At 63.2% G+C, this 14,069-nt stretch carries 14 protein-coding genes and 1 tRNA gene; 4 read left to right on the plus strand and 11 right to left on the minus strand.

Annotation, left to right across the window (positions count from 1 at the left end):
• Nucleotides 1-367 precede the first annotated feature (367 nt).
• The 6 genes from GEU01_RS16265 to GEU01_RS16290 all read right to left on the minus strand — a co-directional run bounded on the left by GEU01_RS16265 (nt 368) and on the right by GEU01_RS16290 (nt 7,131).
• A complete protein-coding gene (locus GEU01_RS16265) occupies nt 368-1,822 on the minus strand; it encodes an AMP nucleosidase (protein WP_010510175.1) in 1,455 nt (484 codons plus the stop codon).
• Between the two features lie 28 nt (nt 1,823-1,850).
• Nucleotides 1,851-3,011, minus strand: coding sequence for an energy transducer TonB (locus GEU01_RS16270; protein ID WP_019086924.1), 1,161 nt, complete (start codon nt 3,009-3,011; stop codon nt 1,851-1,853).
• A 129-nt stretch (nt 3,012-3,140) separates the two neighbouring features.
• Nucleotides 3,141-3,932 carry an alpha/beta fold hydrolase gene (locus GEU01_RS16275; protein ID WP_019086925.1) on the minus strand — a complete coding sequence of 264 codons (792 nt, stop codon included), beginning with the start codon at nt 3,930-3,932 and terminating at the stop codon, nt 3,141-3,143.
• A gap of 11 nt (nt 3,933-3,943) precedes the next feature.
• On the minus strand, nt 3,944-4,987 hold the full coding sequence (locus tag GEU01_RS16280; RefSeq protein WP_026018809.1) for an NAD(P)H-quinone oxidoreductase: 1,044 nt from the start codon (nt 4,985-4,987) through the stop codon (nt 3,944-3,946).
• Between the two features lie 222 nt (nt 4,988-5,209).
• On the minus strand, nt 5,210-6,670 hold the full coding sequence (glnA, locus tag GEU01_RS16285; protein WP_019086927.1) for a type I glutamate--ammonia ligase: 1,461 nt from the start codon (nt 6,668-6,670) through the stop codon (nt 5,210-5,212).
• A gap of 122 nt (nt 6,671-6,792) precedes the next feature.
• Complete coding sequence (locus GEU01_RS16290; RefSeq protein WP_010510184.1) at nt 6,793-7,131, minus strand: P-II family nitrogen regulator; 339 nt, start codon at nt 7,129-7,131, stop codon at nt 6,793-6,795.
• A 159-nt stretch (nt 7,132-7,290) separates the two neighbouring features.
• Between GEU01_RS16290 and GEU01_RS16295 the strand changes: the two genes are divergently transcribed.
• On the plus strand, nt 7,291-8,496 hold the full coding sequence (locus GEU01_RS16295) for an aminotransferase (RefSeq protein ID WP_019086929.1): 1,206 nt from the start codon (nt 7,291-7,293) through the stop codon (nt 8,494-8,496).
• A 43-nt stretch (nt 8,497-8,539) separates the two neighbouring features.
• Nucleotides 8,540-8,615 (plus strand) — tRNA-His (locus tag GEU01_RS16300).
• Between the two features lie 47 nt (nt 8,616-8,662).
• On the opposite strand, the gene GEU01_RS16305 is transcribed toward GEU01_RS16300, so the two are convergent.
• Together GEU01_RS16305 and GEU01_RS16310 are read right to left on the minus strand one after the other, a co-directional pair.
• Nucleotides 8,663-9,523: an NAD(P)H-binding protein gene (locus GEU01_RS16305; protein ID WP_019086930.1), complete on the minus strand. Its 861-nt coding sequence runs from the start codon at nt 9,521-9,523 to the stop codon at nt 8,663-8,665.
• A complete protein-coding gene (locus GEU01_RS16310) occupies nt 9,523-10,869 on the minus strand; it encodes a hypothetical protein (RefSeq protein WP_019086931.1) in 1,347 nt (448 codons plus the stop codon). Before GEU01_RS16310 ends, GEU01_RS16305 begins: the two co-directional genes overlap by 1 nt.
• A 231-nt stretch (nt 10,870-11,100) precedes the next feature.
• Between GEU01_RS16310 and rplM the strand changes: the two genes are divergently transcribed.
• Together rplM and rpsI are read left to right on the plus strand one after the other, a co-directional pair.
• The gene (rplM, locus tag GEU01_RS16315) at nt 11,101-11,583 is read left to right on the plus strand and encodes a 50S ribosomal protein L13 (RefSeq protein ID WP_010510192.1); all 483 of its coding nucleotides are present in this window, start codon (nt 11,101-11,103) and stop codon (nt 11,581-11,583) included.
• Between the two features lie 5 nt (nt 11,584-11,588).
• Complete coding sequence (gene rpsI, locus GEU01_RS16320) at nt 11,589-12,092, plus strand: 30S ribosomal protein S9 (RefSeq protein ID WP_010510194.1); 504 nt, start codon at nt 11,589-11,591, stop codon at nt 12,090-12,092.
• Between the two features lie 105 nt (nt 12,093-12,197).
• Here the strand turns inward: rpsI and GEU01_RS16325 are convergent, their stop codons facing one another.
• From GEU01_RS16325 to GEU01_RS23030, 3 genes are all read right to left on the minus strand, one after another.
• A complete protein-coding gene (locus GEU01_RS16325; RefSeq protein ID WP_019086932.1) occupies nt 12,198-12,473 on the minus strand; it encodes a hypothetical protein in 276 nt (91 codons plus the stop codon).
• Between the two features lie 31 nt (nt 12,474-12,504).
• On the minus strand, nt 12,505-13,134 hold the full coding sequence (locus GEU01_RS23025) for a DNA/RNA non-specific endonuclease (RefSeq protein ID WP_019086933.1): 630 nt from the start codon (nt 13,132-13,134) through the stop codon (nt 12,505-12,507).
• Between the two features lie 41 nt (nt 13,135-13,175).
• A partial coding sequence (locus GEU01_RS23030) for an IS630 family transposase (protein WP_019084899.1) occupies nt 13,176-14,069 on the minus strand: 894 nt, incomplete at its 5' end.

A 14,069-nucleotide genomic window follows, 5' to 3' on the forward strand; every position in this document is an offset into this window, starting at 1 on the left:
TCAGCCTCGGCGTTATCAGCCGCAAAATGCCCAACCCGACAGGCTGTTAGAGACTGTTTGAAAAGTTAGTCCGGAAAACATTCAGCAATCATAAAGAAGTTTTTGGTGAAGCTTTTTTCAAAAAGCTTCAAAGAACGCCACCTTTTTGAAAAAAGGTGGCGCCCAAAAACTTTTATTATTTTTTATCAATCACTTGTTTTCAAACAGTCTCTTATGATTCCGGGACTTGTTTCAAAGGCAGATTTTTTGAAATTGTCCCGGAAAACAAAGCAGTCCGGGAAAACCTGCTGCCCCGTATGGTGGTCGGGCCGTGTTCACAAGACCCGTATTGCCCCCAACAGGGCGTGGCAACTGCCCTGTCCCGTTATTACCGGAAAGCCGGTTCGTCAAACCCGCGCAGCTTGCGTGAATGCAGGCGGTCCACGCCCTGCGCGCGCAACTGCTGCATGGTTTCGATTCCCACCACCAGATGCTGGCGCACCCGTTCACGGTAGAAGGCATTGGCCATGCCGCGCAGCTTCAGTTCCCCATGCAGCGGCTTGTCCGATACGCATAGCAGCGTGCCGTAGGGCACGCGGAAACGGAACCCGTTGGCCGCGATGGTGGCCGATTCCATGTCCACCGCAATGGCGCGGGATGTGTTGATGCGGGTGAACAGCGCGCCAAGCCGCAGTTCCCAGTTGCGGTTGTCCGTCGTCATGACGGTGCCGGTGCGCAGGCGTGTCTTGACTTCGGCATCATGCAGGCCGGTCACGCGCGCGGTCACATCCTGCAGCGCCATCTGCACTTCGGCAATGGGGGGCACGGGCACCCATGGGGGCAGGTCGTCATCCAGCACATGGTCGTCACGCAGGTAGCCATGCGCCAGCACGTAATCCCCCAGCTTCTGGCTGCGGCGCAGTCCCGCGCAATGGCCCACCATCAGCCAGCAGTGCGGGCGCAGCACCGCCAGGTGGTCGGTAATGGTCTTGGCATTGGCGGGGCCTACGCCAATGTTGATCAGCGTGATGCCATCGCCATCGGGGCGGCACAGGTGGTAGGCGGGCATCTGCGGCAGGCTCTGGCCCGCATGGGTGGCCGTATGCGGGGTGTCGCGGGTGTGGATGATCTCGCCCGGTTCGACAAAGGTGGTGTATTCCGATCCCGCATCCACCTGCGCATGCCCGTATTCGCGGAAGGCATCCACGTAACGCTGGTAATTGGTCAGCAGGATGAAGCGTTGGAAATGGCGTGGGGCGGTGCCGGTGTAATGGTGCAGCCGCGCCAGCGAGTAATCGGTGCGCGCCGCCGTGAACAGCGCCAGCGGGCGGGGCACGCCGGGGCGCGGGATGTAATCGCAGTTGGCGATCGAATCATCAGTGACATGCAGGTCCGGCAGCGCGAAATGCGACTGGATCCATGCCAGGTCGGATTCGGTCAGTGACGTGACCGCTTCCTCCATCACATAGGGCAGCGGGATCGGCTGGTTCGACAGCCCGACCATGACCGGCGTTCTGTAATGGCGCAGCAGGCTTTCGATCTGTTCGCGCCAGTAATCGGCAAACAGCGCGGGCCGGGTCAGGGTGGTGCCGTAAAATCCCGGTTCCAGCACCACGTCAAAGGGGGGACGGGGACCATCGGGCGGCAGGGCGGCCTGCGGCATGAAGGCCAGATAGGGATAGACCGCATCCGCAAGGCCCGTCGTGTCGCGCGTGGTGAAGGCATGGCGGACCAGTTCGCCCGCACGGTCATACAGTTCGGTAATGCGGGCCACGGCGGCATCCGCCGTATCGAACGGCTGGAAGTCACGCCCGACCTGCTGCAGGAGGGATGCTGTATCCATGGCGGGTCTCTCCGTCTGCCTGACGCGCCTAACGGCGAATCAGGATGTAGTTGATGGTCAGGTCAATGGGGAAGGTATCCCCCTGCATGTCCGGCGGCACCGGCGGCAGCTGCGCGTTGCGGAACATGCCCACCGTCGCGGCGTCAAGGTAGTACGACCCCGACTGCCCGGTCAGGCGCACCTTGGTGACATGGCCATCGCGGTCAAGTTCCACATGCACTGATGACGGGCCTTCCTCGCCCGCGCGGGCCGCTTCCTCGGGGTAGTACATATGGCTGCGGATCCAGCGGTCGAGTTCGCTGCCGTAATCATCGCTGACCCCCTTGATCTGCGTATTGGTGGAATAGGGGGCGTTGACCTGGCCATTCTTGACCAGTGGGCCAAGCGACAGGTCGATCGGGCTGCCCGTGCCGCCCGCGCGCCCGCGCTGGCTGCGGCGCTGCAGGGGCGATTGCGACAGCGACCAGTTGCGCGGATGTTCCAGCGCCCTGTAATCCGTGGCGGATGAGTGGTTGCGCGACTGCTGTGCGGGGTGGTGGCCGTGGCCCGAACTCTGCATGGATGGATTGAACGTGTCCTGCCGCTCGGACTGCGGTACCGACAGGTCGGATGGTGCGTCGCTCAGCGGTGGGGCGGCGGGCACTTCCGGCGTGGGCATGTTGGGCGAGGGGGAGGAATCCTCGTCGCTCTGCTGCGGGTTGGGGGTCTTTTCCTGCGCGCTGGGTTCGGGTTGGTCCTGCTGCTGCCGCGGCGCGTTCTGGCCGCCCGCCATGTCGGGCGAGGACTGTCCCTGCATCCCGCTGGAGGTGGGGGGTGAAAAGACCATTTCCACCTGTGGCTCCGACTGCGTGGCGTTGGGGGAGCCGTGCTGGCTGTGGTGGGCGGATTCAATCAGGATGGTCGCCAGAAGGGCCGCGTGCAGCAGTCCCGATATGGCGATGGCCCGGCCGGGACCGGGCGTTTCCTCCGTATCCGGGCGGATCAGGCCCGACATGGTGGGGCGCAGCTTGCGGTATCCCGGTGGCGGCGGCACGGCCACGCCCGCCAGCAGCCGTTCGCGGTCGGGCGGCTGGTACTGATCCCCTGCCGGATCAGGCGGCAGGCTGGCGCCGGGCTGTGTGCGGAGTGGGATCAGTACGGGCTCCACGGCATTGCGCCGCCGGGAGGAGGGACTGAGTGTCACCGTCATGAAAGGCTACGGGTCTCCGCCATGTTGGTCTGTTGCCGGGGCCGCGCACCTGCCTGCCCTGTTATATCGCCAGCATAACCGACGCGGATGGGGGGTCTGTCAAGGACTGGATGTGTAACGGAAGTCGGTTCAGTAACGTTCAGTGAAATTTTCCAGCAGTTCCGCAAATCTTTCGGGGTTTTCGACATGCAGCCAGTGCCCGGCCTGTTCGATCAGTTCCAGCCGGTAGCACGGAAACAGCCGACGCATGATGGCATAATGCTCGGGGCGGATATAGGGGGAATTCCCCCCCGCCAGGAATAGCGTGGGGCCGGGATAGGTATAGCCTTCGGGTATGTAGGGCCAGTTTTCCACATTGGGCAGCGATTCCACGATTTCACGCAGGCCGATGCACCAGCCCGGATTTTCCCCCACCCGGATGTTCTGCAGCATGAGTGCGCGGACATCCGTGTTGGGAATGTAGTGCTGCAGCAGCCTGTCCGCGCCCGCGCGGTTGAGGAACGGCGGAAACGGCACCCGCAGCATCTGTTCACCCAGTGCGAACTGACCATGCCCGGTGCGCGCGGGCGGGATGTCGGCCACCAGCAGGCTGTGCACCATGCCTGGCCGCGTCAGTGCCAGCGTCATCGCGACCTTGCCACCCATGGAATGCCCCACCAGGGTCGCGGGCAGGGCATTGTGGTGGGCCAGCGTTTCCAGCAGGTCGGCGGCCATGGTGTAGTAATCCATGAGCCCGTGCTGGCTGTCGCCATGATTGCGCAGGTCGATGGCCAGCGTGCGGCGGGTTGTGGCAAGCCGGCGCTGGAAAAAGCCAAGGTTGCGCGCCCGCCCGAACAGGCCATGCAGCAGGACAATGGGGGGACGTCCGGCCGTGTCCGGGGTAATCTGTTCTGGTCCGCGCTCAATGACGTTCAGTAGCACCAGCTATGTCCCTATCGTCCTGTCATATCGATGGGCAGGTGCTGCAGGTCCAGCATGATCTTGCCCATATGCGTTCCGTTTTCCATGAGTTTATGGGCATCGGCAACCCGCGCAAAGGGGAAGGTGGCATGGATGATGGGCCGGATGGTCCGCTGCGCCAGCAATGGCCACACCCGTTCTTCCAGCTGGCGGGCGATGGCGGTCTTGTATGCGGTGCTGCGCGGGCGCAGCGTACTGCCGGTTACCACCAGCCTGCGGGTCATGATGCGCGCCAGACTGACGCCATCGGCCTTCGCCCCCCCCTGCAGGGCGATGATGACCAGCCTGCCCGCCGTCGCCAGTGAACGCAGGTTGCCATCCAGATACGCCCCCCCGATCATGTCGAGGATGACGTCCACCCCCTGCCCTTGTGTCAGTGCCTTTATGCGCTGGGGAAAATCCTCGGTCCGGTAATTGATGGCGGCAGCCGCGCCCAGGGTCGTGCACAGCGTGCATTTGTCGTCCGTGCCCGCCGTGGCGTAGACCGTGCCCCCCATGGCGCGCACCAGCTGGATGGTCGTGGTGCCGATGCCGCTGGTGCCCCCATGCACCAGCACGCTTTCGCCCGGCTTCAGGCCCGCTGTCATGAACAGGTTGGACCAGACGGTGAAAAAGGTTTCGGGCAGGGCAGCCGCATGGATGGCGTCAAAGCCCGCGGGCCACGGCAGGCACTGGCCCGCGGGCACGGTGCAGTACTGGGCATAGCCCCCGCCATTGACCAGCGCGCAGACCCGCGCGCCAATGGCAGGGAAGCTGTCGGCGGGCACGTCCGGCCCCGTTGCCACGACTTCGCCCGCGACTTCCAGCCCCAGCAGGGGACTGGCCCCCGGCGGTGGCGGATACAGTCCCTGGCGCTGCATGATGTCGGGCCGGTTGACGCCCGCCGCCATCACGCGGACCAGTACGTCCCCGCCGGCGGGCTGGGGCACGGGCAGGGTGGAAATGCACAGGGAATCGGGGCCGCCGGGCTGGCTGAAGGTAACGGCCTGCATGGTGTCGGGTATGGCTTGGGTCATGTCTGTCCTCGTGAGGCGTGTACGTGCGGCATGCGGGCCTCAAGGTGTAGGCGATATGGTGTGCAGGACCAGTGTGCATGACCGGGAATCGAGAAAACGTGTGCACACCATCCCGGTTGCCCCGTCGCCGCGCGCGGTCGTGACGCGGACATGAAAAAAGCGCCGGAACCATTCCGGTCCCGGCGCTTTCTGCCTGTCAGGTTTCCCGGAGGGAAGCCGTGATCAGACGGAGTAGTACATTTCGAATTCAGCGGGGTGCGGCGTGTGTTCGAACTTGTAGACTTCTTCCCACTTCACGGCACAGTAGCTTTCGATATGGTCCTTGGTGAACACGTCACCGGCCAGCAGGAATTCGTAGTCCGCTTCCAGCGCCGTCAGGGCTTCACGCAGGGAACCGGCAACCGTCGGGATCTGCTTCAGTTCTTCCGGCGGCAGGTCATACAGGTCCTTGTCCATCGCATCGCCCGGGTGGATCTTGTTCTTGATCCCGTCGAGGCCGGCCATCAGCATGGCGGCGAAGGCAAGGTAGGGGTTCGCGGTCGGATCGGGGAAACGCACCTCGACGCGCTTCGCCTTCGGGCTGGTCGCGTACGGGATACGGCACGAAGCCGAACGGTTGCGGGCCGAGTACGCCAGCAGCACGGGTGCTTCGAAGCCGGGGATCAGGCGCTTGTAGGAGTTGGTGGACGGGTTGGTGAAGGCGTTCAGCGCCTTGGCGTGCTTGATGATGCCGCCGATATAGTAAAGCGCCTCATCCGACAGGTCGGCATAGCCGTTGCCGCCGAATGTGGGCTTGCCGTCGCGCCAGATGGACTGGTGGACATGCATGCCCGAGCCGTTGTCGCCATAGATCGGCTTCGGCATGAAGGTCGCCGTCTTGCCGTAGGAATGGGCGACGTTGTGCACGCAGTACTTGTAGATCTGCATGAAGTCGGCGGAGCGGACCAGCGTGTCGAACTTGGTGCCCAGCTCGTGCTGCGACTGTGCGACTTCGTGGTGGTGCTTTTCGATGGGCAGGCCCATCTCGCCCATGGTGGTCAGCATTTCGGCGCGCAGGTCGCCTTCGCTGTCAACCGGGGCCACGGGGAAGTAGCCACCCTTGACGCCGGGGCGGTGGCCCATGTTGCCTTCGGGATAGTCCTTCAGGGAGGCGCCAGGCCCTTCGATGCTTTCCAGTTCGTAGGTGCCGAAGTTCGGGCCGGTGCCGAAACGCACGCTGTCGAAGATAAAGAATTCGGCTTCGGGGCCGAAGAAGGCGGTGTCGCCCAGGCCGGTGGACTGCAGGTACTGTTCGGCCAGCTTGGCGGTCGCGCGCGGATCGCGGTTGTAGAACTGCCCGGTGGACGGTTCGACAATATCACAGATCAGGATCAGCTGCGGCTTGGCGGAGAACGGGTCCATAACCGCGGTGGTCGGGTCAGGCAGCAGGATCATGTCGCTTTCGTTGATGGCTTTCCATCCGGCGATGGAGGAACCGTCGAACATGAAGCCTTCGCGGAAGGTGTCTTCCTCGATCGTGGTGACGTACTGGGTGGTGTGGTGCCACTTGCCACGCGGATCGGTGAAACGCAGGTCAACCATCTCGACCGCGTTTTCCTTGATGATATCAAAGACCTTCGCGATGGCCTTGGCGGAATGTGACGGCGTGGAGGCCGCGGCCGGGGCCTGTGCTTTTTTTGCCATGTTAATTTACCTGTCCTGACTTTGGTGTGCCGTTCCATGCGGCGCGGCGGCTATGGTTACGGAAACGGAAGGCGGCTGTCGATAGGCGTGCTGCCATGGGACCCATGTTTGCATCCCGGACCTCAGACCGCATCGGCGCCGCGCTCACCTGTGCGGATACGGATGACATCCGTGACGGGGGTGACAAATATCTTGCCATCGCCGATGCGTCCCGTGCGGGCGGCCGCCATGATGGCTTCTATCGCGCGCTCGGTCATGTCGTCGGGGCACACGATTTCCAGCTTTACCTTGGGCAGGAAGTCGATGATGTATTCCGCGCCACGGTACAGTTCCGTATGGCCCTTCTGCCGCCCGAAGCCCTTGGCCTCCGTGACGGTGATTCCCATCAGACCGATTTCATGCAGGGCCTCCTTCACCTCGTCGAGTTTGAAGGGCTTGATGATGGCCTCGATCTTTTTCATGCTGCTGTGTCTGTCTTCCGTCTCGTGGCGTAAGGTCCGCGTGCCGTCTGTCTGGCGCAGGCAGGGTTGCATGGCTTTGGATTTCAGGCAATCGGATGATAAGGCAAAAAACACGCACGCGCGCGCGTCCTCATGCACGCGTCGGGACAGGATGATACGATGAAACCCGCGAACTCGCTGCTTTCGGGGCTGCCGACCACCATTTTTTCAGTCATCTCCGCGCTGGCGGTGAAACATGACGCCATCAACCTTGGCCAGGGCTTTCCCGATACCGAAGGCCCCGCCGATATGGTGGATGCCGCGGCCGATGCCCTGCGGGACGGGCGCAACCAGTATCCCCCGCTTGCGGGCCTGCCGGAACTGCGGGCCGCCGTGGCGCGGTCGAATGCGCGCTTTTATGGAATCGCGGTCGATCCCGCGCGTGAAGTGGTGGTGACGTGCGGTGCTACGGAGGCGATTACCGCCTCCCTCATGGCGCTGGTCAACCGGGGCGATGAAGTGGTGGTGTTCGAACCGTTATACGACACCTACATGCCGGTTCTGGACATGCTGGGCGCGGTCGTGCGCAAGGTGCGGCTAACGCCGCCGCACTGGGACCTGCCGCGGGCGGAACTGGCGGCGGCCTTCGGCCCGCACACCAAGGCGATCCTGCTGAACACGCCCATGAACCCGACCGGCAAGGTGTTCACCCGCGACGAACTGGAATTCATCGCCGGTCTTGTCGCGCGCCATGATGCCTATGCGGTGTGTGACGAGGTGTATGAACACCTGACCTTCGGCGCCATTGCGCACCTGCCGCTCATGACGCTGCCGGGCATGCGTGAACGCACGATCCGCATCGGCAGCGCGGGCAAGAGCTTTTCCATGACGGGGTGGAAGGTCGGTTACGTCACGGCTCCCGCCCCACTGGCTGATCTTGTGATGAAGGCGCACCAGTTGCTGACGTTCACCGTCGCGCCCAACCTGCAGCGTGCGGTGGCCATGGGGCTGGACAAGGATACCGCCTATTTTCACCAGCTGGCGGAAGGCATGCGCGGTGCGCGCGACCGGCTGTCGGACGGGCTGTCGCGCGCGGGCCTGTCGGTGCTGCCATCGGATGGCAGCTACTTCCTGATTGCCGATATCGCGCCGCTTGGCTTTGCGGGGGATGATGTTGCGTTCTGCCAGCAGATGATCCGCCATGTGGGCGTGGCCGCGATTCCGGTCTCGGCTTTCTATGACAGCAGGGGCACGGATATCCCCGCCCGCTATGTCCGTTTTGCGTTCTGCAAGAAGACGGAGGTGATCGCGGGTGCCGTAAAGCGGCTGCAATCCGTACGGGAACGGCTGTGCGCCGGGAATGTTGTGGAAATCCAAAAAGGGTAGTTGACGTACCGGCACGGATTTCATAAATCACTGCCCAGTTGTGGCGGACGTAGCTCAGTTGGTAGAGCGCCGGTTTGTGGTACCGGTCGTCGCGGGTTCGATTCCCGTCGTTCGCCCCAACCCTTTTCCAGACAATACCGAATACGATATCTGGCGGCAGGTTGCTTCAACCGGGCCGTGCGAACGTATGTTTCAGCCCCGTCTCCAGCGGCACGGGCGAAAGCCCCAGCAGCGTGCGCATGGGCGTAATGTCGAAAATCTTGTCTTCCATCAGGCGCCGTACTTCGGCTGGCGCAATGGGCGGCAGGCCGGGCAGGTGGATTCGCGCCGCCGCCATCAGCAGCCAGCCGGGGACGGATGCAACAGGCCGGGGGCGTAGCCCCGCCGCGATCGCGACATGGCGGGTGAAATCACGATAGGTAAGCTGATCGCCGCCCGCAATGACCAGACTGTGCGGCCCATCCCATGGATGGTCCAGGGCGGCAAGGATGGCGCGGGTCACATCATCCTGCCATATGGGCTGGATGCGTGACGTGCCACCACCGGGCAGCGGCAGGATGGGCAGGCGGCGCATGAGGGCGGCAAGGCGCTGCACATTATCCTCCCCCGTCGCGCCATAGATCATGGTCGGGTGCAGCAGCACGCCATGGCGGCCTGACCGGGCAAAGGCCCGTGCGCCTTCCATCACGCCACGCGCATGCGCGTCGGGCCAGCGGGTGAAGATACGGGTGCTGCCCAGCGCCACGATCCGGGCCCGTGGCGGGGCCGCCGCCAGCACGGCGGGCAGATGGCGGGCATGGGCGGTCAGGACGATGGATGTGGCATCAGCCAGCGCCGCGCGCAGGCGGCCGGCATCATCGCACAGGTCAGCCACACGGGCCGGATACGCCATGCCCGTCGCCTGCCACCGGGACAGGCTGCGCATGACGGGCACAACGGGCCGCCCGGCAGCCTTCAGCGCATGGTACAATGCCAGTCCCGACCGGCCGGTCGCGCCAATGACATGCACCGGCCGGGCATCGGTCATCAGGGGGTGGAAATGGTCAGGCCCAGCGGGGCGGCGACCGACGGATCCCCCGCCATGGACAGGGCAACGCCCAGCATCATCAGGTTGACCGGCTTCATCGGGCGCAGGGCGATCTGCAGCGGATGGTCCTGGGGCGACTGCAGGAAGCGGCCCATGGCGCGCATCGAGGCATCATCGGACGTGCTGAGCGTGGACAGCAGGTTCTGCCGGTAGGTGTCCACATCCATGTCACGGCTTTTGGCCAGGCCGGCCACGACGTGATTGGCCAGCGACAGGTCGTCCCACGTCATGGCGGCGGAGACGATCCGCGCGGTTTCGGGAATGATGGCCATGTCGTCAAACGGGATCTGGTCCAGTTCGGACACCATGGTCAGGTTGCCCATGTCGGGGGATTCGATGGTCAGCGGTTCCAGATGCACACGGCCCGCGCTGCGGTCGCTGGTGCTGTTGGCGTGGATGTTGCCGCTGAAATGGTCATAGCCGAAGGCGTTGAGGATGGACGGGTTGTCCGTGCCGGTGGCCCACAGGGTCAGGTGGTCCAGCTTCGTATCCATCTTGTCTTCGGTTTCGGTGGAAAAGCGCGACGTGGTGACGTGGTCGATCTGCAGCATGGGATGGGTGCTGTCGATTTCCACCTTCTTCAGGTCCATCGTCTGCGGATGGCGTTCATGGACCAGATGCCCCGACTGGATCAGGCTGGCGACCTCGCTGGCGAAATCCGGGCCGTCCACCACGATATGCTCGACGGAAATGCGGCGCGTGGGTGTCAGGTTGATCTGCGTGGCCAGCCGGTCAAGGTCCAGATGCGACGAACGGCCCATGCCGTACTGGCTGACGGTCATGCGCCCGATGGTCACGTCCGTCTGGCTGGCGGGAATGGCCAGGTGCATGTTGGTGAACGCCCCTTTGTCCAGCACCAGGGAATCGAAACCCAGCGGGCGGGCCATGTCGCCCGCCGCGCGCGCGGTGTTGGGCAGGACGAGGTTGCTCAGTTCCACCTGGTCCAGCGATATGGTGTTGGAGGTGGTCATGACCTTCACGTTGCGCAGTACCAGGCTGCCGATCTTCTCCCCCTGCACGTTATTGCCGGTCAGCCCGCCCAGCCGCACGTCGGCCGCGATCAGCGTCATGGCGGGGTTGTGGTAGGTGACGGCGGTGAAATGCGCCCCCCGCGCCAGCGTGCGCGGCCGCGCCGTGGCGTAGCTGAACGTGGCGTCGGGCCCGATGGAGGCCCGGAAGTCGGCAATGCCGGCCTCCAGCCTGCGTTGGGCAAAGTGGTGCACCCCCCAGCTGCCAACCAGCAGCACAAGTATAAGCAGGGGAATGGCGGGATAGAGTTTCTTCACGAGCCTGATATCCGTAATGACCTTGAACTGAGTGCTATCGCATTCCAGCCCCCTTGGGCAATCGCCAGTGGCGGGGGAGTGGCCGAAAGATATGCGGTATCATGATACCACATGCGTTTTTTTAGCGGAAAAATGCCGCCTGTACGGGATTATGTGCTTGACGTTGGTGTCCCGTACGGATGATAACGCGCCACCTGTTACCGCTACATTACTGGACGGAACACTGAATCCATGAAGACCACACTTTCGCTGAAACCCGCAGAGGTGACGCGTGGCTGGACCCTGATCGACGCCGAGGGCCTCGTCCTGGGCCGTCTGGCGACCATCATCGCCCAGCGCCTGCGCGGCAAGCACAAGCCCCAGTTCACCCCCCATGTTGATTGCGGCGACAACATTGTCGTCATCAACGCCGAGAAGGTTCGCCTGACCGGCAACAAGGTGGACCAGAAGCTGTTCCACTATCACACCGGCTATCCCGGTGGGATCAAGGAACGCACCATCACCCAGCGTCTGACCGGCAAGAACCCCGGTGATGTCGTGCGCAAGGCTGTCGAGCGCATGATCACCCGTGGTCCGCTGCAGCGCGCGCAGATGAAGCACCTGTATGTCTATGCCGGTAGCGAACATCCGCACGAAGGGCAGAAGCCGCAGGTTCTCGACGTTGCGTCAATGAACCGCAAGAACGCCGTGAACACCCAGAAGGTCGGGGGCTGAACAACATGTCCGAAACCCAAGAACGTACAGGCACGCTGGCCGACCTCAAGGAAGCGGTTGCTTCCGGCCAGGTCACCTCTTCGCAGGAAGCCGCACCCGTTTACGAAGCCAAGCGTGATGCGCAGGGCCGTGCCTATGCCACCGGCCGCCGTAAGGACGCCGTGGCCCGCGTGTGGATCAAGCCGGGCAAGGGCGACATCATCGTCAATGGCCGTCCGGTCGGCACCTATTTCGCACGCCCCGTGCTGCGCATGCTGATCACCCAGCCGTTCCTGGTTGCTGATCGCTACAACCAGTTTGACGTGTACTGCACCGTTGTCGGTGGCGGTCTGTCCGGTCAGGCTGGTGCGGTCCGTCATGGCATCAGCCGCGCGCTGACCCATTATGAACCCGCGCTGCGCAGCATCCTGAAGGCTGCTGGCTTCCTGACGCGCGATTCGCGTGTTGTTGAACGTAAGAAGTACGGTCGCGCCAAGGCCCGTCGTTCCTTCCAGTTCAGCAAGCGCTGATCCTGCTTTTCCCGTGGCGTGCCACGGGATACGGGTTTTGCAACGGGGTCGGTCCAGCAATGGGCCGGCCCCGTTGTGCATCAGGCGTGCCGGGTCCGCGCGGTATCAGGCAAAGGGGTTGGCGACTTTGGCCGGTTTGCGGGGGGGCAGGGCATCAGGCAGGTTCTTTTGTGCTTCCAGGGTCGTCACGACCTGCTGCATGAACGCCAGCAGCGCGCGCGCGCGTTCCAGTCCGGTCCTGTCACGGCTCAGATCCGTCTGGCCGTAAAAGGCAATGCTGTCGGTGCCGTTTTCCACCGTCATGCCGCCAATGGTGCGGCTGGCGCTGTTATCGGCAAAGGGGACCTGCGCGTCGGTGCCGGTCGGGTGATGGGCGGTCATGATCTGTCTCCTGCGAAAAGAAAGGGGCCGGTCACCACCGGTAATAGATATGCCGGCTGCGGCGGCGGTGGTAACGGGTCGCCCTGTGTGTGCGGGTGTGCGTGCGGGCGCGTGTCGTGCCTGTCGTGCCCAACGGCAGTGCCATGCAGGCCTGCTTCAGGCGTGCGGGCAGGGCGGGAAAGGGGTCGATTCCGGTAACATGCGTCAGTTCCGCCACGCTAACATGACTGCAGCCGGGCGCGCGGGCGACATTATGGCATACGTAAACCCCCGTCTGTTCACGGCGCGGGTCGTATATGGCCTTCCATGTCGAGGTCGGCACCAGCACGCGATCCGTCCCGATGGCCGACAGGGTGGCGCCATGGAAGGCGGGGCCGGTCACGACATACAGTTCCCCTTCACGCAGGGTCAGCCTGCGCACGGCCGATTCGATTTCTTCCCACCTGCCCCGGTTCAGTGCGGCGCGTTGCGGTACGATATTGGACAGCAGGAACGTCTCTTCCTGTGTCTGTTCGTCGGGCATGTCGCCCGATGGGCTCATATGTCCCCGGTCAAAGCCGGATCGGACATAATCCTCCAGTTCCGCACGTTCACCTAGCGCAATGCGCGGATCGGGATGAAAATCCCCCCGACGCGGGGTGGACATGGCCGCGCGGATCATGGCGGTATCAAGATGTTCCGCTGACCACAGGGGTTCATGTGCTAGTGTCCTGATTCTGAAGTTTCGCTGATTTTGGTAGTACGGAGGCAGAATCGCTTGACGGCCTGCAGGATGTCGTCGGCGGATCTGGTCCATTTGAAGGGCTTGGGCTGTTCGTTATGGACGGCGATGAAAGCCCTGATGTCGGCCTCCAGGGCTTCGGTCGAACGGTGAATGCCGCGCCTGATCTGCTTTTCAGTGACGAGAGCGAAAAACCGCTCCACCTGATTGATCCATGAGGCCCCGGTCGGCGTAAAATGAACGTGCCAGCGCGGGCGCCTGGCCAACCAGTCACGGATCAGCTTCGTCTTGTGGGTGGCATAGTTATCCATCACCAGATGGATATCGAGGTCAGTCGGCACATTGGTTTCGATCTGGTCAAGGAATTTGCGGAATTCCGTGGATCGGTGCTTCGGATAACACTTTCCAATGATGGTGCCGGTGGCAATGTCGAGAGCTGCGAACAGTGAGGTCGTACCGTGGCGGGTATAGTCATGTGTCCGCCGCTCGACCTGGCCGGGCCGCATCGGGAGCATGGGCTGGCTGCGATCCAGCGCCTGGATCTGGCTCTTCTCATCCACGCACAGTACCAGCGCACGCTCCGGCGGTGCCATATACAGACCAACGATGTCGCGGACCTTCTCCACGAAGAGGGGGTCGTTCGACAGTTTGAAGGTCTCTGTTCGATGCGGCTGTAACCCGAACGCTTTCCAGATGCGATGGATCGTTGACGGTGCATATCCCACGGCCTGTGCCATCGAGCGCAGCGACCAATGCGTAGCACCGCGCGGGGTTTCTTCCAGTGTCCGGCGGATCGTCTCCGCGATTTCCCCGTCGCCGATCGAGCGTGGTGTCCCCGGCCGGGGTTCATCGTAAAGCCCGTCCAGACGGTCCGT

This window comes from Komagataeibacter europaeus LMG 18890, assembly GCF_000285295.1.
Classification (GTDB): Bacteria; Pseudomonadota; Alphaproteobacteria; order Acetobacterales; family Acetobacteraceae; genus Komagataeibacter; species Komagataeibacter europaeus.

Coding starts and splice junctions, on each gene's coding strand:
- GEU01_RS16265 (WP_010510175.1), bottom strand. CDS start 1,822: ATGGATACAGCATCCCTCCTGCAGCAGGTCGGGCGTGACTTCCAGCCG.
- GEU01_RS16270 (WP_019086924.1), bottom strand. CDS start 3,011: ATGACGGTGACACTCAGTCCCTCCTCCCGGCGGCGCAATGCCGTGGAG.
- GEU01_RS16280 (WP_026018809.1), bottom strand. CDS start 4,987: ATGACCCAAGCCATACCCGACACCATGCAGGCCGTTACCTTCAGCCAG.
- glnA (WP_019086927.1), bottom strand. CDS start 6,670: ATGGCAAAAAAAGCACAGGCCCCGGCCGCGGCCTCCACGCCGTCACAT.
- GEU01_RS16290 (WP_010510184.1), bottom strand. CDS start 7,131: ATGAAAAAGATCGAGGCCATCATCAAGCCCTTCAAACTCGACGAGGTG.
- GEU01_RS16295 (WP_019086929.1), top strand. CDS start 7,291: ATGAAACCCGCGAACTCGCTGCTTTCGGGGCTGCCGACCACCATTTTT.
- GEU01_RS16305 (WP_019086930.1), bottom strand. CDS start 9,523: ATGACCGATGCCCGGCCGGTGCATGTCATTGGCGCGACCGGCCGGTCG.
- rplM (WP_010510192.1), top strand. CDS start 11,101: ATGAAGACCACACTTTCGCTGAAACCCGCAGAGGTGACGCGTGGCTGG.
- rpsI (WP_010510194.1), top strand. CDS start 11,589: ATGTCCGAAACCCAAGAACGTACAGGCACGCTGGCCGACCTCAAGGAA.
- GEU01_RS16325 (WP_019086932.1), bottom strand. CDS start 12,473: ATGACCGCCCATCACCCGACCGGCACCGACGCGCAGGTCCCCTTTGCC.
- GEU01_RS23025 (WP_019086933.1), bottom strand. CDS start 13,134: ATGATCCGCGCGGCCATGTCCACCCCGCGTCGGGGGGATTTTCATCCC.